General features: G+C 53.0%; 16 protein-coding genes. 6 read left to right on the top strand and 10 right to left on the bottom strand.

The window, feature by feature from the left end; translation table 11 throughout:
- Positions 1–176: 176 nt before the first annotated feature.
- Together HV345_RS22930 and HV345_RS22925 are read left to right on the top strand one after the other, a co-directional pair.
- On the top strand, positions 177–419 hold the full coding sequence (locus tag HV345_RS22930; protein WP_016155181.1) for a CopG family transcriptional regulator: 243 nt from the start codon (positions 177–179) through the stop codon (positions 417–419).
- Complete coding sequence (locus tag HV345_RS22925; protein WP_016155182.1) at positions 419–793, top strand: type II toxin-antitoxin system VapC family toxin; 375 nt, start codon at positions 419–421, stop codon at positions 791–793. The genes HV345_RS22930 and HV345_RS22925 overlap by 1 nt, the downstream gene beginning before the upstream one ends.
- 36 nt (positions 794–829) lie before the next feature.
- On the opposite strand, the gene fdhE is transcribed toward HV345_RS22925, so the two are convergent.
- The 4 genes from fdhE to fdnG are packed head-to-tail and all read right to left on the bottom strand — an operon-like array spanning position 830 to position 6,353.
- Positions 830–1,759: a formate dehydrogenase accessory protein FdhE gene (gene fdhE / locus HV345_RS22920; RefSeq protein WP_003028685.1), complete on the bottom strand. Its 930-nt coding sequence runs from the start codon at positions 1,757–1,759 to the stop codon at positions 830–832.
- Positions 1,756–2,391 carry a formate dehydrogenase cytochrome b556 subunit gene (fdoI, locus tag HV345_RS22915; protein ID WP_003028686.1) on the bottom strand — a complete coding sequence of 212 codons (636 nt, stop codon included), beginning with the start codon at positions 2,389–2,391 and terminating at the stop codon, positions 1,756–1,758. Before fdoI ends, fdhE begins: the two co-directional genes overlap by 4 nt.
- Positions 2,388–3,290: a formate dehydrogenase O subunit beta gene (gene fdoH / locus HV345_RS22910; RefSeq protein WP_003028691.1), complete on the bottom strand. Its 903-nt coding sequence runs from the start codon at positions 3,288–3,290 to the stop codon at positions 2,388–2,390. The genes fdoI and fdoH overlap by 4 nt, the downstream gene beginning before the upstream one ends.
- Positions 3,291–3,302: 12 nt before the next feature.
- Positions 3,303–6,353 (bottom strand): formate dehydrogenase-N subunit alpha, encoded by a 3,051-nt coding sequence (gene fdnG, locus HV345_RS22905; protein ID WP_088583081.1) that lies wholly within the window; start codon positions 6,351–6,353, stop codon positions 3,303–3,305.
- Positions 6,354–6,547: 194 nt separating this feature from the next.
- On the opposite strand from fdnG, the gene fdhD reads away from it, so the two are divergent.
- Together fdhD and HV345_RS22895 are read left to right on the top strand one after the other, a co-directional pair.
- Entirely contained in the window at positions 6,548–7,384 is an 837-nt protein-coding gene (fdhD, locus tag HV345_RS22900) for a formate dehydrogenase accessory sulfurtransferase FdhD (RefSeq protein ID WP_181636097.1), read from the top strand.
- Positions 7,385–7,512: 128 nt separating this feature from the next.
- Positions 7,513–7,725: a DUF1471 domain-containing protein gene (locus tag HV345_RS22895; RefSeq protein WP_003825262.1), complete on the top strand. Its 213-nt coding sequence runs from the start codon at positions 7,513–7,515 to the stop codon at positions 7,723–7,725.
- Between the two features lie 56 nt (positions 7,726–7,781).
- Here the strand turns inward: HV345_RS22895 and HV345_RS22890 are convergent, their stop codons facing one another.
- The 6 genes from HV345_RS22890 to HV345_RS22865 all read right to left on the bottom strand — a co-directional run bounded on the left by HV345_RS22890 (position 7,782) and on the right by HV345_RS22865 (position 13,654).
- Positions 7,782–9,527, bottom strand: a complete 1,746-nt coding sequence (locus HV345_RS22890) for a putative frv operon regulatory protein (RefSeq protein WP_137367529.1) — start codon at positions 9,525–9,527, stop codon at positions 7,782–7,784.
- Positions 9,527–10,597 carry an aminopeptidase gene (locus HV345_RS22885; protein ID WP_181598699.1) on the bottom strand — a complete coding sequence of 357 codons (1,071 nt, stop codon included), beginning with the start codon at positions 10,595–10,597 and terminating at the stop codon, positions 9,527–9,529. Before HV345_RS22885 ends, HV345_RS22890 begins: the two co-directional genes overlap by 1 nt.
- Entirely contained in the window at positions 10,587–12,032 is a 1,446-nt protein-coding gene (locus HV345_RS22880) for a PTS fructose-like transporter subunit IIBC (RefSeq protein WP_016157882.1), read from the bottom strand. Before HV345_RS22880 ends, HV345_RS22885 begins: the two co-directional genes overlap by 11 nt.
- 10 nt (positions 12,033–12,042) lie before the next feature.
- Positions 12,043–12,489, bottom strand: coding sequence for a PTS fructose transporter subunit IIA (locus HV345_RS22875; protein WP_181636096.1), 447 nt, complete (start codon positions 12,487–12,489; stop codon positions 12,043–12,045).
- Positions 12,490–12,671: 182 nt separating this feature from the next.
- Entirely contained in the window at positions 12,672–12,995 is a 324-nt protein-coding gene (locus HV345_RS22870; RefSeq protein ID WP_016155190.1) for an AzlD domain-containing protein, read from the bottom strand.
- On the bottom strand, positions 12,995–13,654 hold the full coding sequence (locus tag HV345_RS22865) for an AzlC family ABC transporter permease (RefSeq protein ID WP_181636095.1): 660 nt from the start codon (positions 13,652–13,654) through the stop codon (positions 12,995–12,997). Before HV345_RS22865 ends, HV345_RS22870 begins: the two co-directional genes overlap by 1 nt.
- Before the next feature lie 101 nt (positions 13,655–13,755).
- Here HV345_RS22865 and HV345_RS22860 point away from each other — a divergent pair, with 101 nt between their 5' ends.
- Together HV345_RS22860 and HV345_RS22855 are read left to right on the top strand one after the other, a co-directional pair.
- Positions 13,756–14,304 (top strand): helix-turn-helix domain-containing protein, encoded by a 549-nt coding sequence (locus tag HV345_RS22860; RefSeq protein ID WP_016155192.1) that lies wholly within the window; start codon positions 13,756–13,758, stop codon positions 14,302–14,304.
- Positions 14,305–14,640: 336 nt separating this feature from the next.
- Positions 14,641–16,038: a carbohydrate porin gene (locus HV345_RS22855; protein WP_016157885.1), complete on the top strand. Its 1,398-nt coding sequence runs from the start codon at positions 14,641–14,643 to the stop codon at positions 16,036–16,038.
- Positions 16,039–16,137 lie beyond the last annotated feature (99 nt).

Here is a 16,137-nt window from a genome sequence, read left to right as displayed (position 1 = left end):
ACAGTTTTATAACCTGGATAGCCACGAATGAGAATGGGAAAAGTGACGGGTGTACGATTCTGGAAAGCGGCTCGCAAAAGTAAAAATCGTTCGCGTGAAGGCTATTTTCTCGCTTTTCTCGGGTGTATGTTGTGTGGAAATTAATCGCCAATGATATACTGGAGGTATATGTGAGTATGATGGCTGGGATGGATATGGGCAGAATTTTACTCGATTTATCAGACGAAGTGATCAAACGTCTTGATGATCTCAAGGTGCAGCGTAATCTGCCGCGGGCCGAGCTTTTGCGGGAGGCTGTTGAACAGTATCTTGAGAGGCAGGATCAAGCTGAAACGACAATTTCACGTGCTCTTGGGCTATGGCAAGGTTGTGAGGAAGATGGCGTTGATTATCAGCGTAAACTCCGTGAGGAATGGTAATGGTCACAGGATCTGCGCTTTTTGATACCAACATCCTCATCGACCTGTTTAGCGGGCGAAGTGAAGCAAAACTAGCGATAGAAACATGGCCGCCGCAGAACGCAATCAGCCTCATTACATGGATGGAGTTGATGGTGGGAGCAAAAAAATATCATCAGGAATCTCGCACACGCGTTGCGCTAGGCGCTTTTAATGTGATCGGTGTTTCACAGGATATTGCTGAACGAAGCGTGAGTATCAGGCAGGAATATGGGATGAAATTGCCGGATGCCATCATTTTGGCCACTGCGCAGATTCATCGTCTTACACTGGTTACGCGTAATACCAGGGATTTTGCAGGCATATCCGGCGTGGTCACACCGTATACGTTATAACCCGGGCGACCTGCGCCGCCCGGTAGAGCGAAGAACTTACTCCCCTTCACCCGGGAACAGGAACGGGTTGATGGAGCTGCGGGCAAAGCCCTCTTGCTCCATGTGTGCGTCCAGCATCAGTGAAGCGAGATCGTCGGCTACGGCCTCGACTTTCGGGTCTTTTTCCTGATAGAGAATCTTCAGGTAAGTCCCGCAATCGCCGCAGCTTTCAGCTTTAATTGCCGCCTGTTCGTTATCCAGCGACCAGTAGTTCAAATCACGGCTCTGCTCACAGTTGCTGCACTTCACGCGCACCACGTGCCACTCGGTTTCGCACAGGTTGCAGTGCAAATAGCGCAGCCCCTGAGTGGTACCGATTTGCACCATGCTGGAGACCGGCATTGAACCACACACCGGGCAGTACTGACGCTGTTCGCCGTATTCCGCACGGGCTTTGCCGGGGATCAGGCTCGCCATCTGCGCCCAGTAGAGCGACAGGGCAGCCCAAATGAACGGTGCTTTGTCGCTGCTGACGGAGGCGAAATCGGAGGCAAACAGCGCGCTGGCCATCAGTTCCAGCTCCTGCTCCGAGGCTTTTTCCAGATTCTCGATCACGGCCAGCGCAGGGCCGCTCATTTCCGGCTTCAGCTCAGCAATTAGCGATTGCAGCAGTTTTTGCCAGTGCTTGTCGCGTGGCAGAACGTGGATATCCAGTGGCGGTTTGCCCTGATCGTTCGCTTCTTTGATGCGAGCGGTCAGATCCATCTGCAGCGGGTGGTCGTACAACACCACTTCCTGCGCGTGAGCGATCAGCGCGGCAAAACGCAGGTAATCACCCAGCGGGTTGTTCTCGGCCAGCTCGCGCAGACGTTCAGCGCGGCGGTTATACAAATTTTTGAGTCTGGGGAATAATAACGGCGGAATCATATCCGCCGTGCGTTTCTCGCTCTTCTCCAGCTCATCTTGCGGGATTATGCGAATACTCATTCAGATGACTTTTCCTGTTTCTGGCGGACTTCACGGTACCAGCGCGGGTGATGTTTCTTCGCCCATGAGCTGGTAACCCATCCTTCCACCATCGCGGTAATGGTGCCTTTCACCCAAAGGGCGGCGTAAATGTGCACCATGATAACCACAATTAACGCTACTGCGGCAAATGAATGCAGCATTAACGCGAATCGGATCACCGGGATTGAGAAAGCAGGCGCAAAATACGGACGCCAGATGACCACTCCGCTCACCAGCAACAGGACCAGGAAGATAATCGCCGCCCAGAATACGCATTTCTGGCCGAAGTTATAACGTCCCGTGTCACCTACTTCCTCGTTGACGACAATCTTACGAATATTCTTCGCCCAAAAGATATCATCCCGATTGATTAGATTGTGGTGCCAGTAACGGAAAAACATGATGATAAACGAGGCAAACATGATCACGCCGACAAACGGGTGCACAATTCGCGCCAGTTGCGGCGTGCCCATGATGTGCATCAGCCAGTTAAAAGACGGGAAGAGAAAACCCATCCCGCTCACTGCCGCCAGAATGAAGCAGAAGGCGGTGATCCAGTGGTTGATGCGTTCCGGCGCCGTGTAGCGCACGATGGTGTCACGTCGTTTCATTTGCGCACCTCGTCTTTTTCTTCATGCAGATTGTCTTCTTCCTCTTCCGCACGGTTCGGGCCTACGCCGACGTAGTGGAAGATACTGGCCGCAAATGTCGCTGCAAAGCCGACGGCTGCGAGAGGTTTCCAGATGCCTTTCCAGAACTTCACGGTGGCGCTGATTTCCGGGTTCTCCGGCAGACCGTGGTACAGATTCGGCTTGTCCGCATGGTGCAATACGTACATCACGTGCGTACCGCCAACGCCTGCCGGATCGTACAGACCCGCGTTTTCGTAACCACGCGTTTTCAGCTCCGCCACGCGCTCACCGGCCAGCGTTTTCATCGACTCTTTAGTGCCGAAATGAATAGCGCCGGTTGGACACGTTTTCACGCAGGCTGGTTCTTGTCCGACCACTACACGGTCAACGCACAGCGTACATTTGTAAACGCGGTTGTCTTCCGGGTTGAGGCGCGGCACGTCGAACGGGCAGCCCGCGATACAGTAGCCACAGCCGATGCACTGCTCGGACTGGAAGTCGACGATACCGTTGGCATACTGAATGATTGCTCCTTCGGCCGGACACGCTTTCAGGCAGCCCGGATCGGCGCAGTGCATACAGCCATCCTTGCGGATAAGCCACTCCAGTTTGTCGTTTTGTTCCACTTCCGAGAAGCGCATTACCGTCCAGGATTTAGCGGTCAAATCAGCCGGGTTGTCGTACACCCCAACGTTGTTGCCCACTTCATCACGGATGTCGTTCCATTCTGAACACGCCACCTGACACGCTTTACAGCCGATACAGGTGGTGACGTCGATAAGCTTCGCCACCTCTTCCTGATGGTCCCGCGCCTGAGGCGCGGGGGTGAAACCGTTAGTGGCGGAACGACGAATGATGTCTTGCGATTGATAAGCCATAGGTCGTCTCCGTTACACCTTTTCCACGTTCACGAGGAAGGACTTAAATTCCGGCGTCTGCGTGTTCGCATCACCGACGAATGGCGTTAACGTGTTAGCGATAAAGCCTTTTTTCGCCACACCTTCGTAGCCCCAGTGAATCGGAATACCGATAGTGTCGATATCCTGACCGTTGGCCTTCAACGTGCGAATACGTTTGGTCACCACCGCTTTGGCTTTAATGTAGCCACGGTTAGAGGAGACTTTGACGGTATCGCCATGAGAGATACCGAGCTTATTCGCCAGCTTCTCGCCAATTTCCACAAACTGCTCCGGCTGGGCGATAGCGTTAAGCAGCGCATGCTTAGTCCAGTAGTGGAAGTGCTCGGTCAGACGGTAGGTCGTACCGACGTACGGGAACTTATCCGCTTTACCCAGTGCTTCCGCGTCACCTTTAAAGATACGTGCGGCAGGGTTAGAGATAACGTTCGGGTGCAGCGGGTTAGTCCCCAGCGGCGTTTCAAACGGCTCGTAGTGTTCCGGGAACGGACCTTCTGCCATCTTATCGATAGCAAACAGACGTCCCATCCCTTCCGGCTGCATGATGAACGGCCCAACGTTGCTGCCCGGCGCGGCGGCACTGTAGTCTGGAATATCCATCCCGCTCCATTTCGCCCCGTCCCATTTCAGGATCTGACGTTTTGGATCCCACGGATTCCCTTGTGGGTCTGCGGAGGCGCGGTTATACAGAATGCGGCGGTTGAGCGGCCACGCCCATGCCCAGCCCAGCGTATTGCCAAGGCCTGACGGATCGGCGTTATCGCGACGTGCCATCTGGTTGCCTTCCGGCGTCCAGCTACCGGCAAAAATCCAGCAGCCGCTGGAGGTGGTACCGTCGTCACGCAGTTGGGCGAACGAGCTAAGCTGTTGGCCTTTCTTGACGATAACGGCACCGGTGGCCGGGTCGATAATGTCGGCCAGGGCTTTTCCGTTGCTCTCCATCGCCACTTCTTCCGAAGCCGGTTCGTGTGGTGTGGAGTAGTTCCAGGTCATGCTCAGCACCTGTTCCGGGTTCGCGCCACCCTGTTCGGCATACATCTTGCGCAGACGCAGGAAGATACCGGCGAGGATTTCACCATCGGTAACGGCAATCCCCGGGGCATCCGCACCTTTCCAGTGCCACTGCAGCCAGCGACCGGAGTTGACGATAGAACCGTTCTCTTCGGCGAAGCAGGTGGACGGCAGACGGAATACTTCGGTCTGGATTTTCGACGGGTCAACATCGTTCGACTCACCGTGGTTCTGCCAGAAGGTGGAGGTCTCTGTGTTGAGCGGGTCGATGGTGACCAGGAACTTCAGTTTGGACAGTGAAGCCACAACCTTGTTTTTATTCGGGAATGATGCGACCGGGTTAAAGCCCTGGCAGATATAGCCATTCACTTTGCCCTGGTTCATCATCTCGAAGTACTGCAGGACGTCGTACCCTTTATCCCACTTCGGCAGCCAGTCGAAGCCCCAGCTGTTTTCTGCTGTCGCTTTATCGCCAAAGAAGGCTTTCATCATCGAAACGAAGAATTTCGGGTAGTTGCCCCAGTAGTTCACCTGGCCTTCCAGCAACGGTTTTGGCGTGTTGGCGGCAAGGTAAGTTTGCAGGTCAGTTTGTTTCTCGCTTGGCAGCGTCATGTAGCCCGGCAGGCTTTGTGACAGCAGACCTAAGTCGGTCAGACCCTGAATGTTAGAGTGTCCGCGCAGTGCGTTAACGCCGCCGCCTGCCATCCCCATATTGCCCAGCAGCAACTGGATCATCGCCATGGTACGGATGTTCTGCGCACCAACGGAGTGTTGCGTCCAGCCCAGTGCGTACAGGAACGACGCGGTTTTATCTGGGCGGCTTGTTTCTGCGATGTACTCACAGACCTTCAGGAAGTCGGCCTTTGGCGTACCGCAGATATTTTCTACGACGTCCGGCGTGTAGCGGGAGACGTGCTGTTTCAGCAGGTTCCATACGCAGCGCGGGTGTTGCAGGGTGACATCGCGTTTGGCGAAGCCTTTTTCATCCAGTTCGTAGTTCCAACTGGTTTTGTCATACTTGCGTTTGTCCGCGTCGTAGCCGGTAAACAGGCCATCTTCGAAACCGTAATCCTCACGCACGATCAGGCTGGCGTTGGTATAGGCTTCAGTGTATTCGCGGTTGAATTTTTCGTTGTTCAGCAGGTACAGCAAAACGCCTGACAGGAAAGCAATGTCAGTACCGGAACGAATCGGAGCATAGAAATCAGCCACCGCCGCGGTTCGCGTAAAGCGCGGATCGATAACAATCAGCTTCGCGCCGTTGTGAATTTTGGCTTCCATCGCCCAGCGGAACCCGACCGGGTGAGCTTCAGCGGCGTTACCGCCCATCACCACAACGAGGTTGGCGTTTTTAATGTCGACCCAGTGGTTGGTCATCGCACCGCGACCAAATGTTGGAGCAAGACTTGCTACCGTTGGTCCGTGTCAGACGCGTGCCTGGTTGTCGACCGCGAGCATACCAAGCGCGCGGGAGAATTTTTGTGTTAAATAGCCGGTTTCGTTACTGGAAGCGGAAGCACACAGCATCCCGGTGGAAAGCCAGCGGTTAACGGTTACGCCTTCGGCGTTTTGTGCAACGTAGTTAGCGTCGCGATCTTCTTTCATCAGCTTAGCGATGCGGTCAAATGCCTCATCCCAGCTAATCTGTTGCCACTTATCAGAGCCAGGTGCGCGGTATTCCGGGAATTTCAGGCGGCTTTCAGAGTGGATGAAGTCCACAAGTCCTGCCCCTTTCGGGCACAGTGCGCCACGGTTAACCGGGTGATCCGGGTCCCCTTCGATATGGAAGATGGATGCTTTGGCGTTTTTTGCTCCGTCACCGAGACTGTACATTAACAGTCCACAGCCAACGGAACAGTAAGTGCAGGTGTTACGGGTTTCGCGGGTGCGCAGCAATTTATATTGCCGTGTTTCCGCTAGCGCTACGCCGGGTGCAAAGCCCAGTGCCGCTGCCGTGGTGCCTGCCATACCGCCAGCGCAGATCTTAAAGAACTGCCTTCTGCTGACCTGCATGGTTCGCTCCTTGTTTCGACATTGTCACGTTCCCTTCGTTTTCCTATAACGCGAACGCGAGGGAAGTGGTTGTTATTTTTCTTTGCGGACGGGACCGCAAAGGTCCAGAATTGGGTGAATTTCCCTCCGTCCAGGAGGGGTTTGTAAAGAATACCACAATGTTGGTATGCGTGTTCCAATACGGTTAAAAGAAAGTGAATAAGATTATTCAAGAAAACATCAAGAATGTGACATCTCCGACAGGATCTCGTCAGTTGACCCTCTGGAAGCGCGAGGACTTGCAACATCCTCAGCCAGATGAGGTAGCTGAAGAAGTGCCTGTGGCACTGGTATACAACGGGATTTCACACGTGGTGATGATGGCATCACCGAAAGATCTTGAGCACTTTGCGATGGGTTTTTCACTTTCTGAAGGCATTATTGAGTCCTCGCAAGATATTTACGGGATGGACGTGGTGCCTTCCTGCAACGGATTAGAAGTGCAGGTTGAGCTGTCCAGCCGGCGCTTTATGGGGCTGAAAGAGCATCGTCGCGCGCTGGCCGGTCGGACTGGCTGCGGTGTTTGTGGCGTGGAGCAACTTAATGATATTGGCAAACCGGTCCAGCCGCTGCCGCTTACCCAGACATTCAATCTGGCGCATCTCGATAACGCCTTAAGGCATCTCCCTGATTTCCAGCCTGTTGGGCAACTGACAGGCTGCACGCACGCGGCTGCCTGGGTACAGCCGTCAGGTCATCTGGCGGGTGGACATGAAGATGTTGGACGTCATGTTGCGCTGGATAAACTGCTGGGACGACGTGCGATCGAAGGGGAAACCTGGCAGCAGGGCGCGGTATTAGTCTCCAGCCGCGCCAGCTACGAGATGGTGCAGAAGTCGGCAATGTGCGGCGTGGAAATCCTGTTTGCTGTTTCTGCGGCGACAACGCTCGCTGTGGAAGTTGCCGAACGCTGTAACCTGACGCTGGTGGGTTTTTGCAAACCGGGCCGGGCGACGATTTATACACATCCCGAGCGTCTGATAACTGAGTAACCAGTATTCAATTAATTTGAATAAGATTGACAAATCCTTCCGCTTTTAGTTGTGCGATGAGATGGCTATTATTTATCACATCAAGGCACGGTGCCTTAATCAAACAACTAAGTTAAAGGGTTTATATCATGAAAAGCATCAAAACTTTTGTCGCAGTTATCGCTCTGGCTACTTCTTTCGGTTCTTTCGCTGCTCAGACAGTTACCGCAACTGGTTCTACACTGGAAAGCGCTGAAGCAAAAATTGCCGCTCAGGCTGAACGTGCAGGTGCCAGCGATTATAAAATCACTCAGGCATACACCGGCAACCGCGTGCACATGACCGCTGAACTGCTGAAATAAGATACCTCAGTACTGTCGAAAGAGCGCCCTTGAGGCGCTTTTTTCATTTCCGGCATTCACTGCCTGAGCAATGCGATAAACGCGTTATAGTCTTTCAATCCCGCAATAGTTTCTGCCGGATGGCTGCTCAGCACGCTGGATAAATAACTGAAGATTTTTAGCTCATGCCGCGCCTCGGCGGCGGCACAGGCGATCAGGACATGGCTGACCGGTTCGTTATTCACCAGAATAGGGTGTGCGAGGGTAATAAAGAAACCACGAAAGCGGCGCTCCTGTTCGCTCCAGCAATGAGGAATCGCCAGGCGATTCACGATCAGGTTTTCACCTTCATGCTCCCGGGCGCAAATGCGCAGCGCTTCGTCCTCGGTGATATGGCTCTGTGCCACAAGCTGGCCGCAGATCCGGCCGATGATACTCTGCCAGCTTTCGGCCTTCATATTGGCGTAATGGAAGCTGCCCGGCTGTAAAAAGAAACGTTCGGGCTGCTGGCGGATAAAGGCCGTCGCGAGGAAGTGTTTAATCTGCTCGGTACCCGCAGAGGTGATGATATTCTTGATGGTTAAGGTGTTTTTTATAGATTCATCAAGTAAATAGTGACTATTGTTGATGATTAACAGTGGGGTGATTTCTTCACTGATGGCGCTGACTTCACTCGTATTTCGCGCAATGACCACCCGACAATTCAGAACATCTCGCTCAATGGCCTGTTGGTTAATGGTGGCGATAGCATTCTGGTCGGATAACAAAATGACCGGCTGGCGCTCGTTTTGATGGCGCTCCAGGGCGCAGGCGAAGTAAAGCCCGATGAGGTCGCTATCGAACAGTGGGATATCCAGTTTTTCACGCAACAGGGCAATAAAACGCAGACTCAAATCGAAGGCGGCAGGCCAGGTCGACTTCAGGTTGTGCATACTGCTCTGGCGATGTTCCGGTACCCAAACCGGGGCAGACACGCATCTCAGCAGGTGGCCGGTAATATTATCAACCAGTTGGGTATCGATAACGTTCAACGCAGCGATGCCGGGAACGCTTTTTAACAACAAGGTCACCGCATCGGCAGAAATTGTCATTGCCTGCTGTTGTCTGATTTCCAGAAGGCCGATCAGTGTTCTGAAGGCGTTCTCGCCCAGGTAGACTCCTCCTTGTTCCACCGCATTTTTCAGTGAAACATACCGACACTCCGGCCATGATCCGGAGAGCTGGTTACGCAGGGCATAGACGGCCAGCACCAGACTTGCCAGGTACTCTCCCGAGATGAGCGGGAATTCATTAAGTTTTTCACATGCTGCATTGAGCCTGTCGATGTTGTCTCGGGTAATACCCGGCAGTGGAATTAAGAGGGGATCTTTTTTAAGCAGATTCGCCAACAGGATAATGCGCTTTTCTTCCGGTTCATCAATGAAATGACCGACGCCCGGGCGGCTGGCAAGACAAAAGGCGCGCTCATAGCGCTGCTTCAACCGTGGGAGACGATCGGCCACCCAGGTTTCAGGTAAATTGAGCGCCGAAGCCAGCTGTACACGCGGTGTAAAGGTATTGAGCAGAAGAAAGGCCAGCAACCGGTCATCATTATCATGGCGTTGCAGAAGCTGAAAATAACCGCGTCTGTCGACAATTTCCAACTGATAGCCCGCACTGCCGCCGGGCTGAATGCGGGCCTTACCGCTGAGGGTAAAATTGAGGTAGTCAATATCGCGCAGGATGGTTCTGCCTGAAACGCCAGTTTGCCGCGCCAGGTCGCCCAGCAAACACGGCTGCTGTTCAAGAAGATCCACCAATTTTAACTGGCGTTCCGAAAGCATTAACTCTCCCGGCGAAAGTCAGTAAACGCGCGGACCTTTTCGGTCGACAGCGAGGTGAGCAGTTCGTGCACCAGCGTAAACAGCGCGTCGTAATCCGATGCGGAAATCATGCCGCTGTTGGCGTGGAGATAGCGAGTCGGCAGGCATAGTGCCGCCACCGGACGACCGCCGCCCATAACGTTATAGCGTCCACCGTCCGTCGCCCCGGTTTTCATGGTGCAAAACTGCAATGACGCACCGCTGTTTTCTGCACACGCTTTTAATGTGGCAACCAACTGCTGATTAGGGAAATAGCGCTTATCGAACAGCATCAGCCCTGGGCCCTCGCCAAGCTTGAGTGGGTATTTAATGCTGTCGATTCCGGGCACATCGCCCGCAACCGCAGTATCCAGCACGATAACCACATCGGGCTTGATATGCTCCGCTGAGGTTTGCGCCCCGCGTAGACCCACTTCTTCTTCCACGCTGCCCACGCCGTACAGGGTAATTTCAGGGTTATTCACGGTTTGTAAAAGCTCGGCCATCAGGGCGCAGCCGACGCGATTATCCAGCGCTTTGCCGACGATCTTATCTTCGCCCCAGCGAGCGAAATTGGCTTCCGGGCTAACGAAATCACCGATCGCAATTCCGCGGTTTTCTACTTCTTCGCGGCTGTTGGCACCAATATCGATGAACATTTCGTCAAATGTCAGAGGTTGCTGTTTCTGCTTTTCCGTTAAGGCGTGCGGTGCCACGGAGCCGATTATGCCAGGGATTTTAACGCCCTTGCGGGTACGGATGGCGACCCGGTGGTTCAGCATCGACTGGCTCCACCAACCGCCAATGGTGGTGAAGCGCAAAAAGCCGCTTTCGTCGATATGCGTGACCATAAAGCCCACTTCATCCATGTGACCGACGATGGCAACCTTCGGCCCACGGTTGCCCTTGCGTGCGACAAAGCTGCCGAGGCCGTCAAAAGTGATTTCATCGACGCTGGAATCCAGCGCATTAATGAGAAGAGTGCGAACTTCCTGCTCATCACCGCTGACGGCGCTGGCTTCGCATAACTGCTGAAGTAACTCAATGTTCATGGGCAAGCTCCTGCTGTGCGGCTTTACGTTTCAGCCACAATCCTTTCAGGATGATAATTAACGAAATATTCAGCGCCAGACCGATAGCCAGCACCAGGTAAAATGACCCCACCGGAGACATCAGGCCAATCAGCGGATCAAAGATACCTAAACCCGGCGCGAGACGTTTGATTCCAAAGGCGATGACCAGCATGCCGGTAATACCACCGGAGAGCGTATTGGCGGTAATCATCGGCAGCGGCGCGGCCAGCGCATAGGGGATTGCCGGTTCGGTGGCGACGGTGGCACCCACCACAATCGCACTGCTGGCGGCGGCCTTCTCCTGCTGGGTAAACAGTTTTGGCGCTAAATAGGTAGCGATACCTGCCGCGACGGGCGGCATCAGCGCCACCACGCCGACGATGGCGTACCAGTCATAGATATGTTTTTCCAGCAGTGAGAAGCAGAAGAACCAGGCCGTTTTATTGATTGGCCCGCCCATATCAAATGCCAGCATTGCGCCAACGAGGAAGGCTGCGCCCATTTTCATTGATGGTGGAATGGTGTTCAGGAAGTGCAGCAGCCCCCCCATGATGTCGGACATCACCGGGCCGATGACGTAATAAGTCAGTACGCCAAACACCAGCAAAGTGACAAACGGGATTAGCATGGAGCCGAGCAGCGGCTGCAACGCTTTGCCGAGCCGAACCTTGCGAAACCAAAGCACAAAGTAGCCAATTGCCAGTCCGAGTACGACCGCGCCGAGAAACCCCGCGCCGGACTGGGTGCCGAGAAGACCTTTATCGTTCGCCAGGTAACACACCAGAAACGCCGGGGCAAAAGCGGGCTTATCGGCAATCGACCACGCGATGTATGCCCCCATAATGGGGATCATAAAGGTGAAGCCCAGATAGCCGATGGATTCAACAACCCAGGTGAACGACGGCGCACCTTTCGACATATCGGCATAGGGCAAACCGAACTGCACCAGCATATTAGCGATGGCAACCAGAATACCGCCGCCAATAACAAACGGCAGCGCGGCGGAAACGCCAGCCATCAGGTGGCTCATCACGCTACCGTGCTGGACCTCCTGTTTTCCCAGCTTCACGCTGCTATCAGTGGCAAAAAGTTGTGAATGAGTCGGTAACTGCGTAAAAATCAGGTCGATATTTTTCAGCGCCTGGGAAATGGCTATTTCATAGACTTTTTTCCCGGCGAAACGCCCCCGGTCTTCACCGCTCAGGCCGCGCCCTGTAGCCAGAATAACGTAATCGGCAGCGGCAATTTCTTCACTGGTCAGTCGGTTTTCGACGCCGCTTGAGCCCTGGGTTTCGACTTTAATCGTATGGCCGAGCGAGCGCGCTTTTTGCTCCAGTGCTTCTGCCACCATATAAGTGTGGGCGATACCCGCCGGACAGTTGGTGATCGCCACTAAACGTAAGGATGACTCCATAGCCGCTTCCCTATGAGGTTAAGGTCTGATTTAACAAAGTGAGTACCTGACTGGCATCACCCTGTTTCAGTTGGTTGATAAAATCCTGGTGGATGATTTTGCGGCACAGGGTGCCAATAATTTTGACCTGGGCGTCCTCGCCGGTTTGTGGCACGCCGAGGCAGATCCAGCAGTTAACGTCCTCGCCGTCGCTGGCTTTCCAGTCCACTTTTTCTGATTTGCGCGCGAACAAGACGAAGGGGCGTGTGATACAGGCGCTTTTACCGTGTGGGACGGCAATGCCCGAACCAAAGCCGGTGGAATGCAGCTTTTCGCGTATCAGCAGCGTTTGCAGGAAGGCGCTGCGGTCAGAGACGTAGCCATTTTGAAGCGCCATATTCGCCAGTTGCTTGAGGATGGCATAAACGCTATTCCCCTGAATATTCAGGTCAATGCAGTTAGCTGTAAGGGCTGTCATGGTGGGACTCCGTTAAAAACTGTTTGATTTGATTTTAACGGTGAGATGGTGAAGAGATGAGCAGCAATATGTCAGCGGGAAGTGACAATTTGAGGCAGAGTTAGCGCCTGGTTTTGTGGGGTAAAACACATAACGCTACAGGTGATTACCCTGATGAATATTTCGCCAGGGTGATTATATAGTTAGTGTATACCCACCATTCGTAACAGCGCGGTTACCACCGCGGCGGCAACGATCACCACGATCAGCGGCATCTTACGCCAGGCGAGAAATACCGCAAAAGCCACGCCGAGTACGCGCGCCATTCCGGCAAAGTGTTCGCCTTCGTAAAAGGTGGTCGCCAGCGCAACGGAGAACAGTAATACCGTTGCGGCGTCGGAAAGCAGCGCCTGCGAGCGTTCTGAGAACGCTAAACGGCTTCCAAGCTTGGCTCCCCCTAAACGCATTAAATACGTTCCCAGAGATAACATGGCGATACCGACGATAAACAGCGTCATGTTGCCCATTATTTTTTCCTCGTCAGTAAGCCAAAGAGTGAGAGCAAAACCGGTAAACCGACCGGCGCAAAGGGGACGGCGGCAAGCGACAGCGCCGCGCCGCTACAGGCACGAATCAGCGTAGTGCGGTTTTTGAATGCCGGGACGACCAGAGCCAGCAGAATGGCAGGGAAGACGGCATCCAGACCGATGGTTTCCGGGGCAGGGAGCAGTTTGCCGACGCCTGCGCCGATCAGGGTGCCAACAGGCCAGAAAATTGCGACGCCCAGACCGCACAGCCAGTAGGCGGCTTTACGTTGCTCAGGCGTTTTTTGCGACAGGCCAAAGACCACGCTTTCGTCGTTCATAATATGACAGCCGAGGAAACTGGCAGCCCGGGTGCCTACCAGATCGCGCACGGTGACGCCGAACGGCACATGTCGGGCGTTAACCAGTAAACCGGCAGCCGCAGCCGCCAGTGGATTACCACCGCTGGCGATAATGCCGATAAACATAAACTCGGACGCGCCCGCCAGCACAGTAATAGAGAGTACAAACGGTACCCACAGCGGGAAGCCGTAGGCCATCGCCAGCGAGCCATATGACATGCCGACTACACCGACGGCCAGACAGACTAAAAATATTGCTTTTATCGTGTCGCCTTTGAGACTGGAAAAATAATGTTTCATACCGTTTTAGCCATATCGAACGAGTTTCCATTATAATGAACGCGACCAATTGGCTTTACAAGTCGAACAATTCGTTCGATATAAAAAACATGGAGTCGTGAATGACCCAGCCCATCAGTATGATCGCGAAAAGTCTGGTGCGTGAACGTCAGCGCACTGGTTTGTCGCTGGCGGAGATTGCCCGTCGCGCGGGGATTGCAAAATCGACACTCTCGCAATTGGAAGCGGGCAATGGAAATCCTAGCCTGGAAACGCTCTGGTCGCTGTGTGTGGCGTTAGATATTCCCTTTGCGCGCTTGCTGGAACCGCAGGAGCAAAAAACGCAGGTGATTCGCCGCGGCGAAGGGACAAAAGTCGTGGCTGAGCAGGCCCACTATCAGGCCATTTTACTGGCCGCCTGCCCACCGGGTGCGCGGCGGGATATCTATCTGCTGCTGACGCAGCCGGGCGCGGATCGTATTTCACAACCGCATCCACCGGGATCGGTTGAACATATTATCGTAACGCAGGGTAAGGCGATGGTGGGATTGACGGAAGCGCCGGAGGAGTTAGGTGAGGGCGATTATATTTGTTACCCTGCCGATCAAGCGCATATCTTTAAAGCACTGGAGCCTGACACTCAGGCGATTCTGGTTTCTGAGCAGAGTTAATTGAACGCTTATTAAATAAAGGCGCGGCGATTATTGTTCGCGCTTTTATTATTTTTAATTATATTTTATTGTTATTCATATAAAATTGTTTTTATTATTTTTCGTTAATTTCAGCACTATTGTTATATCCCTCACATTCTTAATTATATCTACGTTACACATAATAAAATCAGTATGATAATAAATATTAGCCTGCACTGGTGCCACGTTTTAATGTTCTGAATTTATTTCAGTCATCGGTATCGTATTACCTATAAAAATATTTTTTAGATTTGCATGTTGCGCGTCTTCCGGTCGGAAGACGTTGGACGATCTTTATTTCAAGGAAAGCAAATAATGAAGAAATCGACGTTAGCTTTAGCAATAGGTCTATTATTAGTGGCAAATAATGGCTTTGCTAAAACGCAAAAAATGACTCTGGAACAGCGGCTCGAACAGCTGGAGGCTCGGCTGGAAGCTGCGGAAAACCGCGCGGCAAAAGCGGAAAATCAGGTGCAGCAATTGCAGGTACAGCAGGCTGCGGAGATCCAGGAAATTAAAGTTGCTCAGGGGAATACGCCAGTCAACGGCACTACGCCCGCACAAGAGACCAAAAAGAACGCCACCACCCCTAACCTGGTGCTCTCCGGCTATGGCGATCTGAAAATCTACGGCGACGTGGAATTCAACATGGATGCGGAAAGCAACAAAGGCGTGCTGGCGGCAACCAATTCGAATGTGGGCGACCCAACCAATGAACGCTGGGATCTGAACGGACGCATCCTACTGGGCTTTGACGGTATGCGTAAGCTGGATAACGGCTATTTCGCCGGTTTCTCAGCGCAACCGCTGGCTGACATGACGGGTTCGGTCAATCTTGATGACGCCGCTTTCTTCTTCGGTCAGGAAAATGACTGGAAAGTAAAAGTCGGTCGTTTCGAAGCTTACGATATGTTCCCGCTGAATCAGGATACCTTTGTTGAGCATTCAGGGCATACCGCCAACGATTTGTATGATGACGGTAGCGGCTATATCTACATGATGAAAGAAGGTCGTGGCCGTTCAGATTCCGGCGGCAGCTTCCTGATGAGCAAACAGCTCGATAACTGGTATTTCGAGTTAAATACCCTGCTGGAAGATGGTACCTCGCTTTATCAGGATAGCCGCTATCATGGTCGTGAAATGTCGCAGGAGAAAAACGTGGCTTATCTGCGCCCGGTCGTCGCCTGGACACCGGTGGATGCGCTGACGATTTCTGCGGCCATGGAATCGAACGTTATCAATAACGCCTATGGATATACCGATGCTCAGGGCAACTTTGTCGATCAGTCCGATCGTACCGGTTACGGTATGACGATGACCTGGAACGGTCTGAAAGCCGATCCGGAAAATGGCCTGGTGTTTAACCTGAACACCGCTTATCTCGATGCGGATAACGAAAAAGATTTTACGGCGGCGGCCAACGCTCTGTGGAAGCGCTTTGAACTGGGCTATATCTATGCTCATAACAAGATCGACGAATTTAACGGTCTGATCGATCACGATGATAATGACTGGTTCTACAATGAGGGCACTTACGATATTCATACCATTCACGCGTCTTATTTAATTCCGAACGTGATGGATATGCAGAACTTTAATATTTATCTCGGCGCTTATTATTCGATGATTAACAGCGATAACAGCAATCCGGAGAATTATACCGACGACGACGACCGTTACGGCGCGCGTCTCCGTTTCAAATACTTCTTCTGATTTTCCGTTCTCAGGCGCCTGGATTCAGGCGCTTTTTTCTTAGAGCCTGGTCATCAGGCTTTTATTTTCCCACCCAGTTATTTTTGATTTTGAACTTGT

It is taken from the genome of Citrobacter sp. RHBSTW-00986 (assembly GCF_013783065.1).
GTDB lineage: Bacteria > Pseudomonadota > Gammaproteobacteria > Enterobacterales > Enterobacteriaceae > Citrobacter > Citrobacter braakii.
This window is presented reverse-complemented; position numbering and strand designations above follow the sequence as displayed.